Here is a 19,984-nt window from a genome sequence, read left to right on the forward strand (position 1 = left end):
TTAGTCACCGGTCGTCGAGATGAGCGTATTGTTCCCCTTAAATTCAATTATCTTGTCAGCCAGTCCGGAGAGATCCCGGCTGTGGGTTGCCATAATCATGGTTTTCCCGGTTTTCTTGACCAGATTATCCAGTAGTTCGACAATTTTGTCAGCGGTCTGGTAGTCCAGGTTTCCGGTAGGTTCGTCGGCAAGTATTATTTTTGGATCGTGAACAAGTGCACGGGCTATGGCGACTCTTTGCTGCTCACCACCGGAGAGAACATCAGGATAGCTGTTGGACCTGTCCGAAAGCCCTACTTCATCAAGCAGGTATTTCGCTCTTTCCAGCCACTCCTTCCCCTGTTTATTGGTCAGTTCGAGGACAAGATTCAGGTTTTCCAATACTGTCAAAGTGGGTATCAGATTGAAAAACTGGAATACAAATCCCACATTTTCACGGCGGAAGATGGTACGAAATGGTTCTTTTAGGGAAGTTAATTCGGTGGAATTGAGAATTATTTTGCCAGTGTCAGGGACATCAATTCCACTAAGCAGATTAAGAAGGGTTGATTTTCCCGATCCGCTTCTGCCGAGCAGAATTACAAGTTCACCCTCATCAATTCCCAGATCAAGATCCCGGAGTACATGGTGACTGGTAATTCCTTCAGTAAATGATTTGTTTAATTTCTCTATTTCAATAAAAGGCAAATGTTATCCGTTTTTATACAGATAACATTTACCCGAAACAATAAATTCCAATGATTCTCTATATTTTACTCAACTCAGTCATCATATCATCAAACTGACTAAAGCTCATCGATTGCTGAGCATCGCTGAGAGCTTTATCGGGATCGGGATGAAACTCGACCATAACACCGTGAGCACCGACAACTTTTGCGGCTTTCGCCAGAGGGATTACTTTGTCTCTGTGACCCACTGCGTGTGAGGGGTCTACTATAACAGGCAGATGTGTCAGCTCCTTCAAAACTGGAATGGCGCTCAGATCCAAAGTATTTCTCGTGGCCGTCTCAAATGTCCGTATCCCTCTTTCGCAAAGAATTACCTGACGGTTCCCCTGAGCGAGTATATATTCGGCAGCACTCAACAACTCTTCAATGGAGGACATCAGACCCCTCTTTAGCAAAACAGGTCTGTGTGTCTTCCCCACTTCGATCAGAAGTGAGAAATTCTGCATGTTTCTTGCCCCGATTTGAAGAATATCAGAATATTTCGCTACTTCTTCCACCTGATTTATCGAAAGCACCTCAGTAATCACGGGGAGATCATAAAACTTGCCTGCGTCTGTCAGAAATTTTAGTCCTTCATAACCCAATCCCATAAATGCATACGGATTGGTTCTGGGCTTGAAGCAACCACCACGGAGGATGTGAGCGTTAGTTTGCTTCAATTCCCTGGCACACTCAAAAATTTGTGTTTCTGACTCCACAGAACAGGGACCACCGATCACAACAAAGTTATCACCACCGATCAATACATCTTTAACTTTTATGACTGTGTCTTCGGATTTGTAGTCTCTGCCGGCGAGCCGGTAAGGTGATGATTTTGTCTTTACTTTTGCCGGAGGTTTGATTTCAGGGATTATTTCTCCGGCAGGTTCATCATTTTCAATGAAACGGGGTAATTCAGTTTTCACTGAAGTTTTTTCAATATCATTGGCAGGATAGCTTCCGAATACCTTGAAATAGCGGGTGTTTTTCCCAAGTTCATCAATCATCAAGTTGACTTTGTCATCCTCGATATTACCTTCGAAGTCGATGTAAAACATCTCCTCCCATGGATTTCCTGCAACAGGCCGCGATTGAATTTTGGTCATGTTAACACCAAATTTGTTAAATACCATCAACGCCTCGACCAGTGCACCCGGTTTCTGAGCCGTCGAAAGAACAACAGATGTTTTTGCCGGAATCCTCAGATCAACAGACACCGGTTTCTTTGACGCTATTACAAAACGTGTAAAATTCTCTTTGTTATTGGCGATATCCTCTCTGATAACAGTCATTCCAAAGGTTGAAGCCGCTTGTTCGCTTGCAATTGCCGCATATTCAAGATTTCCTGAGTCTCTCACCTTCTGAACTGACAGAGCGGTATCGCTTACTTCCTCAATTTTCGCATTTGGCATGGTCTCAAGAAATTTACTGCATTGAGCGGCTGCCTGTGGATGCGAAAATATCTTCTTTATGGTCAAAGGATCTACATTGGCAATACCGATCAGATTCTGCTTGACCCGCAATTTCTCTTCACCAATTATGGCAACAGAAGATTTCACAAGCGCATCGTAAACATCATTTATGTTCCCCGAAGTAGTGTTCTCAACGGGTAACATTGCATAGTCGGCCTCCTGATCTTCGACAGCCTTCACTACCTCTTCAAACGTCATTTTACTTATAAAACCAATATTGACACCCCGATTGGCAAAGAATCTTGCTGCTGCCAATGAACTGAAGGAGCCTTCTATCCCCTGTATGGCTACACGGATGCTTCCACCCGATTCACCACCATTTTCGCCGAGTCTGTGTAAATATGACTGTTGCAGCCTGACAGAATCATCAATTATTTCATGAAAAATCCGGGTCACAAAAGTCGGCTCCAATCCGGCTTTTTTACCGGATTTAATAAGCTTTTGAAGCAATTCTTTTTCCCGGGTTGTATCCCGTAACGGATAACCTTCACGGTCTTTTCGTTTCACAACTTCCATACTCAAACCTCTTCTTTTCACGAGGAGAGCTATGAGTTCTTCATCCAACGCATTAATTAAATCTCTAAGGTCGTTCATTTTTTCCGGAATCTGTTCTTAATTGTTAAATTAAAATTTTTATTTGATTAAAAGCGTTTTGATCACTCCATCAGACTTCCCTGTCTCCACTCTGATGTAGTATGCTCCACTCGCATAACCTGATGCATCCCATTTCCATTCATGTAAACCGGGTGGTAATTCACCGGCATTGTGAGTTGAAATCAATTCACCCAACTGATTGTAAATAAATATCTTAACCAGGGCTGTCTCATTGGTGGTATAACTTATCACTGTTACGGGATTAAAAGGGTTTGGATAGTTTTTAAGTATGAGACTGTTTTCAGGATTTGAAGAAACCGTTTCATCCTTTATCGTTGTGACAACCACATCGGGTGACTTTTTTCTGTCGATCAAAGCCATGCCGGCATCTGACATCACATACTTGCCTGGTGCCACCCCGTCATTGCTCAATTCAATTACTTTGTGATATCCCTGTGGCAACTGAAAGCTGCCGAGATGGTACCAGCCCTGCTTACCGGGGCTTTGTTGATTAACAATGATGGTGGAATCACCATTTTTTGCGGAAATTGTGTATTTCACCTGATTCGAAAAAGAAAATGACGGAATCAGATAAACATAGAGATTGTACCAAGCCTCAGAAGGAATATCGTAGTGGTACTCAAGTTTTGAAGGTTGCGAGGTCCCTGTTCTTGTAATTCCACCTCGAAAACCCGGAACGGGCAGGTTATCCCACTGACCGGTTTTTACCACATTTAGTGAATCTTCATTGATCACCAAGCCCTTGGGTCTTCTGTTAAATTGTCGCCCGGGCATTCCAGCGGGATTTTTGTAATATGTCGCTCTAAGTGTGTCAGCAAGGCGGTTATTGTTTCTCCTCAACCCTTCATAAAAAAAGAACCCCTCTCCCATGACACCATTCTGCCGGTTCAGTTGAAGCGATTGAAGAAGAAATTGTGGATCGATGGTATAACTGCCTATATTCATGAGAATACCGGCAAAGGTAATTCCTTTTTTTGATGGATCGATATGAAACAAGGAATTGTTAAGTTCGTAGAGGTATTCCATAAAACTGTAACGATAAAGCTGCGGCAGGAACTGATCTACTATACCGCTGTTTACCCAGGTCTTTGAATCCTGAAGATACTCTTCATATGCCCAGGGATAAAGACTTGGCGAGGAAGCCACAAAAATATGACTGTCACTGTTTTTTATACTGTCTCTTACCCTTCGATAAAAGTCATTCAACTTATCAGCTCGCCACCTCTTCCAGGCTAAATCATTGTAATTTGATGGGGGTGAAGCACCGTTATGGTCAAGTTTATAGAGAGCCACGGTTACAGAATCATAACCACACTCAACGGGAAGTGCCGGCATTCTGTCAGAATACTCGATACCGTCAATATCATATTTATTCATCACCTCCCTGGTCAGACCAATAATCATGTTCTGCACTTCAGGATTTATGCCTGACATCCAGTCAAATCCGTTTTTTACGCAGATGTCACCGTTAACATGCCGGGCAGCCCATTGAGGATATCGCTGAAGTATATGCCCTCCGTAGGGTGGTGTTCCCCCTGAATAGAAGGATGAAAAACCGTACTCAAACCAGGGATACACTTCAATTCCCACTCTGTGTGCTTCAATTACCACCGTCTCAAGGGGGTCCCTGCCTCCAAACACCGGATCAATTAAAAAACCGAACAAAGAGTCTGTTATCCGGCTCGGATACTGGGTGTATCCACCATTCCAAACGACCGGAATTACAGAATTGATGTTGAAGGAGGCTAAAAAATCCATTGCTTCTGAAATGGACTTTTCGGAAAACAGTACCTGACTGTCGATATCCGTCAATTTCACCCCGCGAAATTCATTGGTCTGAGCCTGACACTTCGAAGATGCTAACAGCATCATAGAAAGAATTAGTAATATTTTAGTAAATTTTAAGTGCTGATTCAAATATTGTGACATTAAAAGGTAATCTATTTATATATTAATTTACAAAAATACAGAAATTTTTATTAGCAGACGAAACGCAAATGCCCCCAAAATTCGACTTTGATTGTATTGTAATAGGCAGCGGTCCCGGAGGTGAGGGTGCCGCAATGAAACTCGTGAAAGCAGGAAAAAGGGTCGCTATGGTCGATTCTTTCCCACGAGTCGGCGGCAGTTGTACTCATACAGGTACAATTCCAAGTAAAAGTTTGAGACAGGAAATTCAAAGAATTGCTGAAATCGGTAGAACCGCAGGAATCACTTATCAGGAAGTGTTAAGGAATACCCAGCGGGTTGTCGATCAGCAGGTTGATCTCCGATACGGCTTCTACAGACGGAATTATGTTGATGTGATAAACGGATGGGCTAAATTTGCGGATGCACACACACTTGATATCGAACTTGGTAACGGTGGATTCGAACGCTACACCGCAGAATATTTTATTATTGCAACCGGTTCCAGACCATATCACCCGGATGATGTGGATTTTTCTCATCCCAGAGTTCTCGACAGTGACACAATCCTCACCACTCCGTTGAATTTCCGCTCAATTGCGATTTATGGGGCAGGAGTAATAGGGTGTGAGTACGCTTCGATCTTCAGAGGTCTTTCTATTAAAGTAAATCTTATCAATACAAGAGATCGCTTACTTACATTTTTGGATGATGAAATAAGCGACGCTCTTTCGTATCACCTGCGGGAAAATGGTGTACTCATCAGAAACAAGGAAGAGTATGTAAAAGTTGTACCCGAAGAGGATTCCGTCTCCATACATCTGGAATCGAATAAAGTAATAAATTCGGATGTATTGCTCTGGGCTCAGGGCAGGACCGGGAACTCACAATCGCTCGAGGTCAATAAACTTGGCATCGAGACTGATTCGAGAGGTTCAATTGTTATAAATGATAAACACCAGACCATCCACCCCCATATTTACGCAGTTGGTGATATATGCGGTTACCCTTCGCTTGCAAGTGCTGCATACGATCAGGGGCGGTTCGCAGCAACTCACATTATTGAAGGAAAATGTGAAAATCAGTTATTGAATTTTATCCCGACAGGAATCTACACAATCCCCGAAATCAGTTCGATCGGGAGAACTGAAAGAGAACTTACCCGCGACAAGGTACCCTATGAAGTAGGGCATTCATTTTTCAGACACCTCGCTCGTGCGCAGATAACCGGACACAAAACAGGTATGCTTAAAATCCTGTTCCACCGCGAGACTCTCGAAATCCTCGGGATTCATTGCTTCGGAACAAACGCAAGCGAGATAATTCATATCGGTCAGGCTATTATGGTCCAAAAAGGAGAGGCAAACTCTCTTATGTACTTTATTAACACCACCTTCAACTATCCGACGATGGCTGAAGCTTACAGAGTTGCCGCCCTTAACGGCCTGAACAGGGTTAGATAATTTGTTTTCGCTGCGTATTCTCCTGTTTTTTACTTTAACTACAGTATTGTCGGTTGCCCAACAATTCGAGGTACATAAGTATGGTATCAGGGACGGGTTGAGTATTGAATTAACAAAATCGGTCACTCAGGACACTTTCGGCTTTATCTGGGTTGCAACTGATGAAGGATTAAGCAGGTTCGATGGATATTCATTTAAATCATTCAACACAATTCCGGAAATTGCATTTTCTAAAGAGATTATAAGGCGAAAGAACGGAAATCTGCTGGCGGTTTCAGATCTTGGTATCTTTGAAGTTACTCCAAGACTCGATTCAGCTATTGTTAAAATGATTTCAAAAGGCTCACGGGAATTCAGCCGCTCTACTATCTGGTATCCTAAAAGTATATTTGAGGCTAAGGATGGTACCATTTTTGTCGGCGAACAAGGATCAATCATACGAATCAAAGACGGTAACCTGAAAAAATATCCACTCGACAAAGCAGATTTCTCGTACAATTTCCTGCGGGCTCACCACTTCTTCGAAACAGAAGCAGGTGAATTGTTTATTGTTGCCCATAATGGTGGTATTTTCCGGTTTGACTTCAGGAATGACAGACTCATCCTTGCCGGCAGACTAAATAACACGAGTAACATCGCTGCCATAAAATACCTTGGGAATCTCAAATTTTTGGCCGGTAACAATCTCGGAGTAACCGAAGTCCAACTTGTCAGGGAAAAAAATAACGAATTTAAAATTGCCTCTTCAAAAAAATATTTCCCCGAACTGAACATCTCAAGTTTTCTCTTAAAGAACGGCCTTGTTTTGGCAGGAACCTGGGACAGGGGTGTCTACTCATTTAAAATTGATAAAGAAATTTCCAACTTGCAGCACCTTGTCGAAGTCGGGGAAATAAAGATTAACACTCTGTTTCTGGCAAAAGACGATGATATCTGGTTGTGCTCGGAGAGCGGACTAATCCTCTTAAATTACAGGCTGTTTAACCCGGTTCTTCCCTCAGTGATAAAGCAGTATATTCAGGATATTATCACAATTAAAGACAACAAGGCTTTTGTTTCAGACGGAAACACCCTGTACGAAATAGTTATAAATGGCTCAAATATTACTTACAAGATCGTTCTGACCGTTCCTGATAATGTAATCATTAGCATATGTAGATTTAAAGACGGGGTACTTGCTTCCCTTTCAAACGGTGAGCTTGTGTATCTGGATGACAACGGCAACCGTACAACGATCAGGATAGAGAGAAAAGGTAAATTCTTTAGATATCTCTCTTATGGCGTTTCTGATGATCTGTGGATGATTGAGGAAGGTGCAAAAGAGATAATAAATTTGAAATCCGATATGTCAGTGAAACGGTACGATGTGTCACATTGTCCCATCGATGCATACAGTATAATTTTCTCGAACCAGAAAAATGAGGTTTTTGCCGCCGGTACTGCTTCAAAGATTGAATTGATAAAACTTGATCCAAAAAAGGAAAAGTTCGAACCGATGAAAATTTCATCGGATTTGTCAATTAATGGTGAAATTACTGTTAATGACATGGATTTTGACCGGGCAAACAATCCGGTTATTGCTACCTCAAAAGGTGTCTTTGTTATTGCCGGGGGAAAGGCTACTCTCCTTGACCGATCATTTAACCGTGTTAATGTGAGATCCGTCTCGGTCGATAATGTTAATTTCAACTATTGGATTGGTACTTCAGACGGACTCTACCGGTTTGACGGACAAAGTATATCACATTTTGATGTTATCTCAGGCTTGCCGAGCAAAACCATCGGAAGCAGAACCCTCACAATTGATCCTTCTGGAAATATTTGGGTTGGTACGGCAGAAGGTGTCGCACTGATGCGGGGAGTCTTTAAAATTGAAATTTCCGACGCAGCCAAACTGATTCTTGCGAACAAGAAAAACGATGTGAGTTTTTCTCAGTATGACAAATCCATCGAGATTCTTGAAGGAGAGAACTGGTTTATTAAAGCTCTGAATTTTACTTATCCTACAAGATCTATACTCTATCAATACAGGTTCTCGGAAAAAGACGAGTGGATAAATCTGTCAGATGGCAATATAATTCCTTTGGAAGGAATTGGATCAGGAAGCTTCAAAGTTGAAGTCCGAACCCGTCAGCATGGTAACCACTCGTGGAGTGAGGTCAGTTCGCTGGAATTCACAATTGTACCTTACTGGTATAAAAGATGGTGGGTGATACTCTTATGGGTTTTACTCATGACCGTTATAGTCTACACGATAGCAAGAATTTATGCAAGGAACCTGCAAAAGGAAAACCTGCTGCTTGAGAAGACCGTCAGTGAGAGAACCTCAGAACTCTCGAGCAAAAATGCTGAACTTGAGAAAAGCCAAAATGAAGTCGTTTCAAAAAACAAGGCCTTGGAAGTTCTATTAACGGACTTACGGGACATAAACGCAACAAAAGATAAAATGTTCTCTATCATCTCACATGATTTGAAGAATCCCTTTACTACAATCATGGGATTCTCTGAGATTTTGAAGGATGACCTCGAAGATATGACAAATGTGGAAGTGAAGGATTTTGTAACCAGAATTTACAGTACTTCCAAGAGAACATATGAACTTCTTGAAAACCTCCTGGGCTGGAGCAGAGCACAATCCGGCAGTCTGTCGATCACTAAATCAGGGATTTTACTCCTCCCGATTGTCAAAAAGGTTGCTGATCTGGCGACAGATACAGCTTTTGACAAACAGCTTACGATCCGTACAGAACTTCAACCCGATCTGATGGTTAATGCGGACCCGAATGCTCTTGAGACAATTTTGAGAAATTTGCTCGTGAATGCCATAAAGTTCTCTATTCCGGGAAAGGAAATATTGATTTCCGCAGTAACTGAAGGTCCGCTGATTAAAATTAATGTCGTCGATCAGGGTGTTGGTATGAATGAGGAAACACTTAATAAACTTTTCAGAAACGATCTTCATTTCACAACAAGCGGAACTCAACAGGAACGGGGAACCGGTCTGGGTCTTATTCTTTGCAAGGAATTAGTAGAAAAACACGGTGGGAACATCTCCGTAAAAAGCAAACCGGCAGAAGGAAGCACATTCACTTTCACTCTGCCGGTTTAGCCTTGGGATCAGGTTATCTGCTTATTAGTTTATAACTTCTATTATTTCACCTTTGTATGCAAATCTTACATTCCTGCCGAGTGAAAGAACCTGGGCGGCTTCTTTGTCAGAAAAGGCAAGTTCAAAATATTCGCTTGATTCGAATTTAATTTTCTTCAGCTTCATGTTCCCCTGTTTTTCAAGCTTCGAGTCAATCCAGATTCCATTATTTTCATAGAAAGCCCTACCTGCTGCATCTGTAAGATTAATGGTTTGGTATTGTCCCGATTTGTTATCCTTGTCGACATTCCGCTTTTCATAATCACGGTGGTTCACCTGGTCAGCACCTGAATAGTCTCTTATAGTCTCACTGGCTGTCGTACTTCCCTTCCCCTCCTTGTTTTTCATTCCATCAAATTCATCTTTGAAAACCTGGGGATTTGCCTCTGGAAATCCTCCTGCATCTTTAAGATTTGGTGCAAGCGGGGGTCTTGGGGTACCGGTAAGTTGTTCATCCTCGAGAATTAAATATGCGGTGTAAGGTGTTATCAGACCGTATTTTTTGGCAAGATAAACTACCTCGTCGATCAGTTCTTTCGATTCACCGTTCAGCCTTATCAAATCCAGCAGATGTCCTACGCGCCTCATTGACCAGATAACCGGAATGAATGTGTAGGAGTCACCATCTGAAATCGTAACATCCTTTTCAAACTTTACTTCTTTACCGTTCCGTTTTCCTTTAATGATTATTTTGCCGGAACTTCCTTCTTCGATAATTCCTGCAAGAGTCAAAACTCCGCCTTTGAATATGTCGATTTTTGTATTTGGATACGATTTGCTGAATTTAATGTTTCCCGAAGTACTGACGGTTACATCAGTCAAAATTGGAAATTCAATTTTTTCAAAGAAACTACTGATATTCACTTCAATTTCACTGTTTGGCGGCGAGTAATTTCTTACACCGCCTGTTTTGAGGGCAATTTTATCGAGCAGATGAATATTGATATCGTATCCGATACCGAAAGTGAAGATTCTTTTACCGGCGATCAGGGAAGAATCAAGTCCGGCAACCAGTTTAATATCATCTCTTTCACCGATTGTAGGTTTGCCGTCAGTGATGAAAACAACATAAAAAGGTCGATCTTTCTCCCCTTTCTCCTTTAAAGCAAGTTTGAGAGCCTCCTCGATATTGGTACCGCCAAGTGCTTCCATTTTCTTTATCTTTTGCTCGGCAGACTCTTTATTTTTCTTATCGGCTTTCATGAAGGAGGAGAACACCTTTTCGGCTTCAGTTCCAAATTTAATAATCTGGAAATTGTCCTTCTCTCTTAATCTGTTTACACAATAGACAAGAGCGGATTGCGCAGCCGTCATTTTTTCACCTGCCATACTGCCTGAAATGTCCAAAACAAATACAACATCCTTGGGAACATACTCAGCAGGAAATTCAGATTCATCAACTGAAAAATTCAAGAGGAAGAATTTCTCTTTGTCAGAGGAGTTATATGTCATTAAATCGATCACACTTCCTTTCGGAACTGTATGAATCACAAGAAGATAATCTTTGTCAGGTTTTACATTAATTTCACTGTAAACAGATTTAAAATGGTTGTCATCCAATCGCTCACTTTTGGTTTCGTGAGTAGGTGAGTAAATGCCGTTGATTTTATTTTTGTTCTTTATATCTACAGCAACAGAAACTTTTTCGAGTGCTTTTGAAGAAAATTTCTCGGTATTCAGAGGATAGAGATATTTGTAGGTCCCCCCGTCGTATTCGAGAGTCTGAAAATATTCAATCTCAATTTTTCTCTCGGATCTTGGCTCGATAGGGAATATTTTTAGTGTATAAATATTTTTTCCTGAATATTCAAGAAGCGCCGGATCTTTACTTTTGGATACTATCTCCTGATAAAGTTTCTTTGCTTTTTCAGCGTCAAGAAGTTCTGCTTTGTACTCTTTCCCGTTTATAAACATTTTGAATCCGGTAATAACCGCACCCTCGGGTATTGGAAAAATATACTGACCTTCGAGCCGCTGATTTAACGGATTGAAAAAGACCTGATCGATCTTTGTTTTGGCAGTAAAACCATCAATCGTCACATTTACATCGTGATATTTCACTTCGAGTGGAAACGGGTCTCTCCACCCCGGATGTGGTCTCGGACCCGGGTACGGCGGATCCGGTATGATAATGAAGCCGTCCGCAAAAATCTGCGGAACGGCTAACATTAAAATGATGAGGAACTTGACTGCGGATTTCATTTTAGTTTCAACTCTGTTTTAATTGACTGAATCAGGGCACTTCCAAAAGTGTTTTTGGAAGAAGGATCGTCATTTTTTGCTAGGAAATCGTTTCTTAATTTCTCATATTTTTTGATTTCAGCTTTGATCTTATCCCGATCCTTGTCATACTGGTCAATTTTTGCCTGAATTTCTTTTTCTGTTAAATTCTTAAACTCTTCAGGTAAATCGGCTTTGTCAATTTTCTTCAAATCAAAACCTTCATCTTTGGAAGCATCAACAAGATCCCATTTGGAATTGTTGTAAAACTCGGTTGCCTTGGCACCTGCTCTTTGAACAGCAGCGCTTGGAGCCGACATCATGGCATTGTTGTCTTCCTGTTCCTGACGCATTTTTGCTTCCTTGCCTGACTTCGAGAAATAAAGGTATGTACCGTTTAATTGATTGTTAAGATCAAGAATTGTCTTGTCATAGGGGGTCGGTTTCTGCTCTGCTGCAAGATTCTGATCGATAAACATAAATGTGCCGTTCCCAAGAGTCGAACCGTCACGCCATGATTTGGCTTCGTCGTTATCAGGATTTCCACAGTAAATTGTGTTTACCTTAATCCCCTTTTCAGAAGCTTTTTTACATACATTTTTATAGTCAATGATCCCCTGATTAAAGGGCTCATTACCGGCAATCAGGATTACATTAACTGCATCTTTGTCTCTGTCCCAGTTGATTTTAAGTAATGCCTGCTCGATAACAGCTCCGCAGTATTCAGCCCCGCCATTGGTTACAAGCCCAAAGAGGTGCTCGGAGACCTTGTCAAGATCCTGGCTGAGTGAATCCACCATTCTTATATAGTGATCTGATGGTTTTAAACCATCATTACCATATTCGAAAAGTGAAATGCTCAGTTCGAGTTTTGTATCAGGCAAATCCTTGCTCAAAGATGCCATTTCGTTAACAATCCTCCACAATTCCTGTCTCGCCTGGTTAATCAAACCATCCATACTGTTGCTTGTATCCAACAGAATAGCGATGTTTATCTTTTTTGTGTTTTTCTTTTTATCAACAACATTAGGAAGTATCGCTGTTGTTAAAATGAGAAACATCAAAAATCCGCTTAGTAACTTTTTCATCTCTTAATCCTTTTTTTGAATCTACTTTCTTATACTATTTATGTGATTTTATGTTCCGGGAAAAACTTAACACTCACTTAAAATCATCCCGCCTCTTTATTTAAGTTTATTTCTTTAAATTTGTTGCTGTCAATTATTTTTTTAATTGATTGGCGCAAACTCAGAATCAAGTAATTTAATGGAGAATAAATGTTCAGCTTAATTCCGAAACAGGAATTTGACCGGGTAAGAGAACTTAACCGGAGTGATTTTAAGGATCTTCAACTGTTTGCAGATATGTGCAGATTAAACACATTCATTATGGTTAAAAAAGCCGGAAGCGGGCACCTGGGGAGCAGTTTTTCGGCAGCTGATATCATTACTTATCTCTACCTTAAAAAACTGAATGTACTTGAGACCGGGTTTGACTCACCCGACAGAGATATCTATTTTTCCTCAAAAGGACACGATGTTCCAGGGTTCTATTCGCTTCTTTACGCTTTGGGTGTTATCCCTGAAGAAAAAGCATTAATGCTTCGTCGCCTCAACGGTCTCGACGGGCACCCCGAAGTGAGGATTACGGGTGTGGAAGCTTCCACCGGTTCCTTGGGCATGGGAGTATCCAAGGCAAAGGGAATGGCATGGGCGAAAGCTTACAACGGTTCTGGTGGAAAAGTTTTTGTGCTGACAGGTGATGGTGAATTTCAGGAAGGTCAAATCTATGAATCTCTCCAGTCGACTGCCCACCAAAAAGTGAACAATGTCACTGCGATTATTGATCACAACAAATATCAAACCGATATGCTTGTGAAAGATGTGAACAATATCGAAGATTTGACTGAAAAAATTTCAGCATTCGGCTGGCATGTTGAAAAAATCGACGGTCACGATTTTGCGCAATTAGACCGTACACTGAGGAAACTCGATACAATAAATGATAAGCCCAAACTCATTATTGCTGATACGATCAAAGGGAAGGGTATCTCATTTATGGAATCTCCGGTGCTCGATCCGGCAACAGGCAACTCATTTTATAAATGGCACTCGGGTGCTCCGGACGACGATACCTTCAAGGCAGGTTATAACGAACTCAAAAGCAGAATTGAATTTCAGGCAGCGGAGCTTGGACTCGATCCGATCGATTTGCCGGTAATAAATGTCGACTCCGCCCCTCCTTCCAAAGCAACTAAAGAATTTGTTACCGAAGCCTATGGCGATGCTTTGGTTGAACTCGCAAAAACCAACAAGAAATTTGTGGTGTTGGATGGTGATCTTTCAGCGGATTGTAAACTCAGAAAATTCGAAAATACTTATCCTGACAGGTTTATTGAAAACGGAATTGCTGAGCAGGACATGGTTTCAATGGCAGGTGGGTTAGCCCGTATGGGACTTATTCCTGTTGTAAATACATTCGCAAGTTTCCTCTCTGCGCGTGCTAATGAACAAATTTACAACAACTCCACGGAACACAAAAAGATTATATATACCTGTCACTTTGCAGGAATGATTCCTGCCGGACCGGGAAAATCACATCAGAGTGTTCGTGATATTTCCCTCTTTGGCGCACTTCCCAACACAACCATTCTACAGCCATGCAACGCACTCGAGACTAAACTCGTTACAGAATATTGCATTAATTCAGAAGATGAAGTAAATGTTATCAGATTGAACATAGGTCCTTCCCCAGAGGTAATAAAGCTCCCTGAAAATTATAAACTGACGATTGGAAGAGGGGTTTCTCTAACCCATGGATCTGATGCCATTATTTTCGCTTATGGTCCTGTTCTGCTGCACGAGGCTTTAGTAGCCGCAGATTATCTTCGTAAAATCGAATTCGGACTGCAGGTTGTTAATATGCCATGGTTGAACAAAGTGGATGTGGAGTGGATTGGAAGTCTGGTTGAAGATCACAACAAAATTTTCGTCCTCGAAGATCACTCCAATTTTGGAGGATTGGGTGACAGATTATTGAACGCTCTCGTTTCGGGACACGACCTCGGCTCGAGAATCTTTATAAAACTCGGACTGGATGATTACCCTGAATGCGGAACACCGCTTGAAGTACTCGAATACCACAAGATGGACGGGAAATCTCTTGCAGAGAGAATCGCAGGAATCAGCAATATTGATGATCTCATCGAACAGAATCCCGAGCTTCAATCAAAATATACTGCTGACGCTCCTCAATAGAGGATAAACACTAAATAATTTCAGAGGCTGCTCTCATTTAAGGGCAGCCTCTTTTAATTTCACTACTCTTGTGAATCTGTATCCAGTTGGTCAGGAGTGATTCCCTTGGCAAGACAGTAATACTCTTTTGTAAGCACCTGAAGTCTTTCAGCCAGATTGATCAGCATCTTTTTCACCAGGTCAGGATATTTTTCTATAAGTTTGTCAATAGGCAGATTTAGATTCAGCACTACAGATTCTTCTTCTGCTATGAGCGTAGCAGTTCTCAATCCATTCAGAATAATGCTCATTTCTCCGATAACCATCCCTTTTTCTGAGAATTCAGCAACTTTCACATCAGCTTTAAAAACTCCAATCTTACCATTGATAAGAATAAAAAGTTCTTTGTCGTTTGCACCTTCCCGGGTAATTACTTCTCCGGCTTTGAAGATTTTCATGTTTGTTCCTTTAATTTGCGGAAAATTTTAACAGATACGCTTTAATAAATTTGTAAATATCTCCGTCCATCACCCCCTGGGTATCGGAGGTTTCCACATCAGTCCGGTGATCCTTGACCATATTGTATGGATGAAAAACATATGACCGGATCTGACTTCCCCACTCAATTTTCATTTTGCTTTTCTCAAGCTCGTTTTTAGCAGCGCTGAGTTTTTCTTTTTCAATCTGATAGAGCTTCGATTTCAAAAGTTTCATTGCTCTCGTCTTGTTCTGGATCTGAGAGCGTTCGCTCTGACAGGCAGCCACAACGCCGGTAGGCATATGAGTAATCCTCACTGCCGTCTCCACTTTGTTCACATTCTGTCCGCCTTTACCGCCTGATCTGAAAGTGTCAATACGCAAATCAGCCGTATTGATGTCAATCTGAATACTGTCGTCCACTTCAGGAATAACTGAAAGGGCGGCGAAAGAGGTGTGTCTCCTCTGATTTGAATCGAAAGGTGAAATTCTGACCAATCTGTGAACACCTGCTTCGGCTTTCAGGTAACCATAAGCAAACTCACCTTCAACCTCAATTTCAGCACTTTTTATGCCTGCCCCATCACCGTCAAGGATATCAACTATTGTTGCTTTCAATCCACTCAGATCGCAGTATCTTAAATACATCCTGAGTAGCATTTCTGCCCAGTCCTGCGCCTCTGTACCACCGGCACCTGAATGGACTGTGATAATACAGTTGTTTCCATCCTCATCACCCGAAAGCATATTTTTGAATTCGAGTTCTTCGATTTTAGCGGAAATTTTTTCGAGTTCTTTGCCAATGTCTTCCGAAAGCGATTCATCTTCCGCTTCTGCAGCCATTTCGATTAGTTCACCAACCGAAACAACGCCGGAATTCAATTCGTCCCACAACTCGATCCATACCGTAAGCCTTTTTGCTTCCTGCAGAAGAGCCTGTGCTCTTCTCTGATCATTCCAAAAATCACTTTGCTCGCTAATGAGTTTTATCTCGTCAACACGAGACTGTTTCTCATCTAACTTAAAGATAACTCCGCATGTTATTCACCCGAACAGTCAAATCTTTATGCGTTCTTATCTCATCATCAAACATCAAATACTCCAATCATTTTATCGACAACTGTCAACCGTAAATTACTTAAAATCTTAAATATTACTGCATTATTGCATTACTGCATTACTGCATTATCTCTATTTCCATCCTCAGAAGTGCTGCCGCAAGAGTCTTTCCCTGGGCGTCAAGTTTCAGAGAAATGGTACCACCTCCACCAAGTGTATTGTGAAGGATAAAATTTAAAGCCCGGAGGTTTGGAAGTTCGTACCTTTCGACCTCTCCGAGACAAACGCCTTCGAAATAATTCTTTACTCTCTCGGCAGTGAGATGATTCTTAATGATTTCGTAGCCTTTATCATCGTAGGCAATTATTCCTACATTCGCAGCATCACCTTTGTCACCACTTCTGCCATGAGCTATATCTCTTAATTTTATTTTCATTTCATAACTCCAAAATTGAGACGACAGGAACCACAAGTTCCTTTTTAATGAGTGCAGGCCAGTATGCTACCACAGAGCTTGGTTTTGGTCTCCCTCCTGCAAATCCTGTAACTGCCGGTGGACCGGTTAGGATTAAGGGCGCAATTTCCTGTCCAAATCTTTCAATTGACTTGTAGTCGGTACCTCTGACTGCAAATCTTACCATAATTTCGTTGATATTCTCTTCATCGACCTCTTTGGCAGCTTTGCCGTGACAGGCATTGTACCCGACAAATTCAGTTCTGAATTCTTCAAATTCGCACCCAAGTGCTTCAAGTCTTTTCTTTAGTATTTTCTCTGCAGCCCTGGCTTTTGTTAGAGCCTGAGGCCAACTGTAAGTTAGCGAGGCAAATGAAGAATAACCATATTCATAAGAGCAGGAAACCTTATAGAATGGAGTAAAAGGTTTTCCCTTCACCCCGGACATTCTTACTCTGTTTTTTCCGTCATCGCTCAATTTTATTGTAGTAAAATCAGCAACACAATCGGGTGTTATATATTCTGCCGGATCACCGATTTCATAAAGAAGTTGTTCCGAAACGGTGTCTATAGTAACTGCACCGCCAAGCGACTCGTGTTTGGTAATCACAACTTCGCCGTTTGGATAAGCTTCTGCTATCGGAAAACCGGGTTTTTCCATATTTTCAATCGATTCCCAGTCACCGAGAAAATTTCCACCCGAAGCCTGAGCTCCACATTCGAGAATGTGCCCGGCAACAGTACCGGCAGAAAGACGGTCGAAATCATCGCTCGACCAGCCAAACTCATAAATCATCGGAGCAAGGGTAAGCCCTGTATCTGTGGTTCTGCCCGTTATCACAATATCTGCACCCTTTTGGAGAGCTTCAACTATCGGGAAAGCTCCGAAATACACATTGGCGCTTAGGAGCCTGTCTTTAACGATTGTGATTGGTTCCCCTGTCTCCATATTTGATAATCTACAATCATCGCTTAAAAGTTCATCAAGCCGGTCTTTTATATTATCGCCTTCAATGATCGCTACTTTTAACCCCTCAATCCCCAATTCTCCGGCAATATTCAGAATCGCCTCTGCACAGGCGGAAGGATTGACTCCCCCTCCATTAGTGATCACCTTAATCCCCTTTTCTTTACAAACAGGAAGAATTCTCCTCATGAGAGGTGGAATGTCTTTTGCATATCCAAGTTTGGGATCTTTGTTTTTTTGTTTCTGAAGAATTGACATCGTCACTTCTGCAAGGTAATCCATTACCAGGTAATCAATGTCACCCGAGGTGACCTGCCAGTATGGTGCCTCAATGAGGTCTCCCCAAAATCCTTGCCCGGAAGCGATTTTAATTTTTTCTTTCATTTCAGTTTCAACTTCATTTTAATGATGAATCAGTTCTAACAGTTGGGTTGGAGATGGTAAAGACTCCGCAGAAATCCATTTTATTTTAGGATCAGCTCTAAACCAGGTAACCTGCCTTTTGGCATAACGGCGGCTGTTTCGCTTAATCAGCTCAATACATCTATCGCAAGAGATTTCATTGCAAATATAGCTAATCATCTCTTTATAACCTACAGTATTCAACGAATTAAGATTCCGTGAGTAACCAAGATCGAGTACTTTCCTGGTTTCGGTTTCCAATCCTGATGAAATCATCCGATCAACCCGCTCTTCAATCCTTTTATATAGATTTTCTCTCGGGAGGTCGATCGCAAATTGAAAAAACTGAGTATCCGTTTTCCCGGTCTGTTTATTGTGGTGTGCCCAAATTGGTTCTCCGGTCAGCTCCAAAACTTCCAGGGCTCTCACAATTCTTTTCCAGTTGCCTGTATTCATCTTCGATGCACTGACGGGGTCTTTCTCCTTAAGCATTTCAAGCAACTTCCCGGTCCCTTCTCGCTCCATTATCCCGTGCATTTCCTCCCTAAAAGCGATATCTTTTGACGGACCATCGAAAATCCCTTCAATAAGCGCTTTTATGTACAATCCGGTGCCTCCGGCAACAACAGGTATTTTCCCACTGTTTTGCAAAGATTCAATAATTTGCATTGCCTGTACTTCGAACATTGAAGCGTTGTACTCTTCATCAGGTTCAAGAATATCGATTAAATAATGTTTGACGGAAGATAATTGGGTCCGGGATGGTTTGGCGGTTCCGATATTCAGGTGTCTGAATATCTGCCTGCTGTCTGCGGAAATTACTGCAGAATCGAAATATTTTGCAAGTTCAATTGCATAGTCGGTCTTACCGGAAGCTGTGGGACCGGTAATGATGATTACTTTTTTTTCCATCCTTCTTTTCCGAGAAGCGGTACAAAAGCGAATTCGGGTATCTCTTCAGTCCTGAACTCACTCTCAGAAACCTTTTGAATAATCATCATTTTCTGTGATTCCTTTTCACCAACAGGAATAATCAATCTGCCCCCGGGAACAAGTTGCTTCTTTAACGGTTCCGGCACGGAGGGTGAACCTGCAGTTACGAGAATTGCATCATAAGGAGCAAATTCATTCCAGCCAATCGATCCATCCCCCCACTTCGAATAAACGGGGTATCCAAGTTTCTCGAATCGCTCCCTCGACTTCATGTAAAGGTCGTATTCTCTTTCAATGCTGTAGACTTTTGCTCCAAGAGTACTCAAAATCGCAGCCTGAAACCCGGAACCGGTCCCAATTTCCAAAACCTTGTCGCCGTTCCTAAGTTTGGCAGCCTGTGTCATAATTCCAACGGTCGTTGGTTGTGAAATGGTCTGACCGTAGCCAATGTGCAGAGCAGAATCTTCATATGCAAGGTGAGAAATGGCTTCAGGAACGAATCTGTGGCGGTCGCATACCATAAAGGCATCCAGTACCTGTGGATCATTTACTCCATTGGATATCAGTTTTTTTATGAGTGTTTTTTTTGCAGAAGTGAACATCATTGTCGATCGAAAAGAAAGAAATTATACACCAAAATAAAAAAAGCTGTCAAAAAAGTTGTTTACCGGTAGTTTGCCGAATTTCAGCTAAAAAGATGAACAACTATTAAGACAGCTTTGTGGAGGCGCCGGTCGGATTCGAACCGACGGATAAAGGTTTTGCAGACCTTCCCCTTAAGCCACTTGGGTACAGCGCCATTTTTATTCTCCAAAATGAAAAAATCCACTGGCGTGGATTTTTTACTGGAGCGGGAAACGGGACTCGAACCCGCGACTTCAACCTTGGCAAGGTTGCGCTCTACCAACTGAGCTATTCCCGCA

The 19,984-nt window shown here is 41.8% G+C and carries 14 protein-coding genes and 2 tRNA genes; 3 read left to right on the forward strand and 13 right to left on the reverse strand.

The window, feature by feature from the left end:
* Genes J0L60_09350 through J0L60_09360 form a run of 3 tightly spaced genes read right to left on the reverse strand, consistent with a single transcriptional unit; the run spans position 1 to position 4,666 of the window.
* Positions 1 to 687, reverse strand: a complete 687-nt coding sequence (locus tag J0L60_09350; protein ID MBN8546323.1) for an ABC transporter ATP-binding protein — start codon at positions 685 to 687, stop codon at positions 1 to 3.
* A 58-nt stretch (positions 688 to 745) separates the two neighbouring features.
* Entirely contained in the window at positions 746 to 2,773 is a 2,028-nt protein-coding gene (locus J0L60_09355) for a bifunctional 3-deoxy-7-phosphoheptulonate synthase/chorismate mutase (GenBank protein MBN8546324.1), read from the reverse strand.
* A 39-nt stretch (positions 2,774 to 2,812) separates the two neighbouring features.
* Positions 2,813 to 4,666 (reverse strand): family 10 glycosylhydrolase, encoded by a 1,854-nt coding sequence (locus J0L60_09360; GenBank protein MBN8546325.1) that lies wholly within the window; start codon positions 4,664 to 4,666, stop codon positions 2,813 to 2,815.
* Between the two features lie 125 nt (positions 4,667 to 4,791).
* On the opposite strand from J0L60_09360, the gene sthA reads away from it, so the two are divergent.
* Together sthA and J0L60_09370 are read left to right on the forward strand one after the other, a co-directional pair.
* On the forward strand, positions 4,792 to 6,165 hold the full coding sequence (sthA, locus tag J0L60_09365) for a Si-specific NAD(P)(+) transhydrogenase (GenBank protein ID MBN8546326.1): 1,374 nt from the start codon (positions 4,792 to 4,794) through the stop codon (positions 6,163 to 6,165).
* A 1-nt stretch (position 6,166) separates the two neighbouring features.
* The gene (locus J0L60_09370) at positions 6,167 to 9,274 is read left to right on the forward strand and encodes a hypothetical protein (GenBank protein ID MBN8546327.1); all 3,108 of its coding nucleotides are present in this window, start codon (positions 6,167 to 6,169) and stop codon (positions 9,272 to 9,274) included.
* A 24-nt stretch (positions 9,275 to 9,298) separates the two neighbouring features.
* Here J0L60_09370 and J0L60_09375 read toward each other — a convergent pair whose 3' ends face one another.
* Both J0L60_09375 and J0L60_09380 read right to left on the reverse strand, forming a co-directional pair.
* On the reverse strand, positions 9,299 to 11,515 hold the full coding sequence (locus J0L60_09375; protein ID MBN8546328.1) for a VWA domain-containing protein: 2,217 nt from the start codon (positions 11,513 to 11,515) through the stop codon (positions 9,299 to 9,301).
* A complete protein-coding gene (locus tag J0L60_09380; protein ID MBN8546329.1) occupies positions 11,512 to 12,621 on the reverse strand; it encodes a VWA domain-containing protein in 1,110 nt (369 codons plus the stop codon). The genes J0L60_09375 and J0L60_09380 overlap by 4 nt, the downstream gene beginning before the upstream one ends.
* A 189-nt stretch (positions 12,622 to 12,810) precedes the next feature.
* On the opposite strand from J0L60_09380, the gene J0L60_09385 reads away from it, so the two are divergent.
* The gene (locus tag J0L60_09385) at positions 12,811 to 14,790 is read left to right on the forward strand and encodes a 1-deoxy-D-xylulose-5-phosphate synthase (protein ID MBN8546330.1); all 1,980 of its coding nucleotides are present in this window, start codon (positions 12,811 to 12,813) and stop codon (positions 14,788 to 14,790) included.
* A gap of 62 nt (positions 14,791 to 14,852) precedes the next feature.
* On the opposite strand, the gene J0L60_09390 is transcribed toward J0L60_09385, so the two are convergent.
* The 8 genes from J0L60_09390 to J0L60_09425 all read right to left on the reverse strand — a co-directional run bounded on the left by J0L60_09390 (position 14,853) and on the right by J0L60_09425 (position 19,983).
* Positions 14,853 to 15,227 (reverse strand): cyclic nucleotide-binding domain-containing protein, encoded by a 375-nt coding sequence (locus J0L60_09390; GenBank protein ID MBN8546331.1) that lies wholly within the window; start codon positions 15,225 to 15,227, stop codon positions 14,853 to 14,855.
* Between the two features lie 10 nt (positions 15,228 to 15,237).
* Entirely contained in the window at positions 15,238 to 16,290 is a 1,053-nt protein-coding gene (gene prfB, locus J0L60_09395) for a peptide chain release factor 2 (protein MBN8546332.1), read from the reverse strand.
* A gap of 133 nt (positions 16,291 to 16,423) precedes the next feature.
* Positions 16,424 to 16,741 carry a hypothetical protein gene (locus tag J0L60_09400; protein ID MBN8546333.1) on the reverse strand — a complete coding sequence of 106 codons (318 nt, stop codon included), beginning with the start codon at positions 16,739 to 16,741 and terminating at the stop codon, positions 16,424 to 16,426.
* A gap of 1 nt (position 16,742) precedes the next feature.
* Entirely contained in the window at positions 16,743 to 18,110 is a 1,368-nt protein-coding gene (locus tag J0L60_09405; GenBank protein MBN8546334.1) for a DUF1446 domain-containing protein, read from the reverse strand.
* An 18-nt stretch (positions 18,111 to 18,128) separates the two neighbouring features.
* Positions 18,129 to 19,040 carry a tRNA (adenosine(37)-N6)-dimethylallyltransferase MiaA gene (gene miaA / locus J0L60_09410; GenBank protein ID MBN8546335.1) on the reverse strand — a complete coding sequence of 304 codons (912 nt, stop codon included), beginning with the start codon at positions 19,038 to 19,040 and terminating at the stop codon, positions 18,129 to 18,131.
* Complete coding sequence (locus tag J0L60_09415) at positions 19,025 to 19,663, reverse strand: protein-L-isoaspartate(D-aspartate) O-methyltransferase (GenBank protein ID MBN8546336.1); 639 nt, start codon at positions 19,661 to 19,663, stop codon at positions 19,025 to 19,027. Before J0L60_09415 ends, miaA begins: the two co-directional genes overlap by 16 nt.
* Positions 19,664 to 19,783: 120 nt before the next feature.
* Positions 19,784 to 19,860, reverse strand: a tRNA-Cys gene (locus J0L60_09420).
* A gap of 47 nt (positions 19,861 to 19,907) precedes the next feature.
* Positions 19,908 to 19,983: transfer RNA gene (locus J0L60_09425), tRNA-Gly, on the reverse strand.
* Position 19,984: the final 1 nt, after the last annotated feature.

The sequence above is a fragment of the Ignavibacteria bacterium genome (assembly GCA_017302895.1).
GTDB lineage: Bacteria > Bacteroidota > Ignavibacteria > Ignavibacteriales > Ignavibacteriaceae > UTCHB3.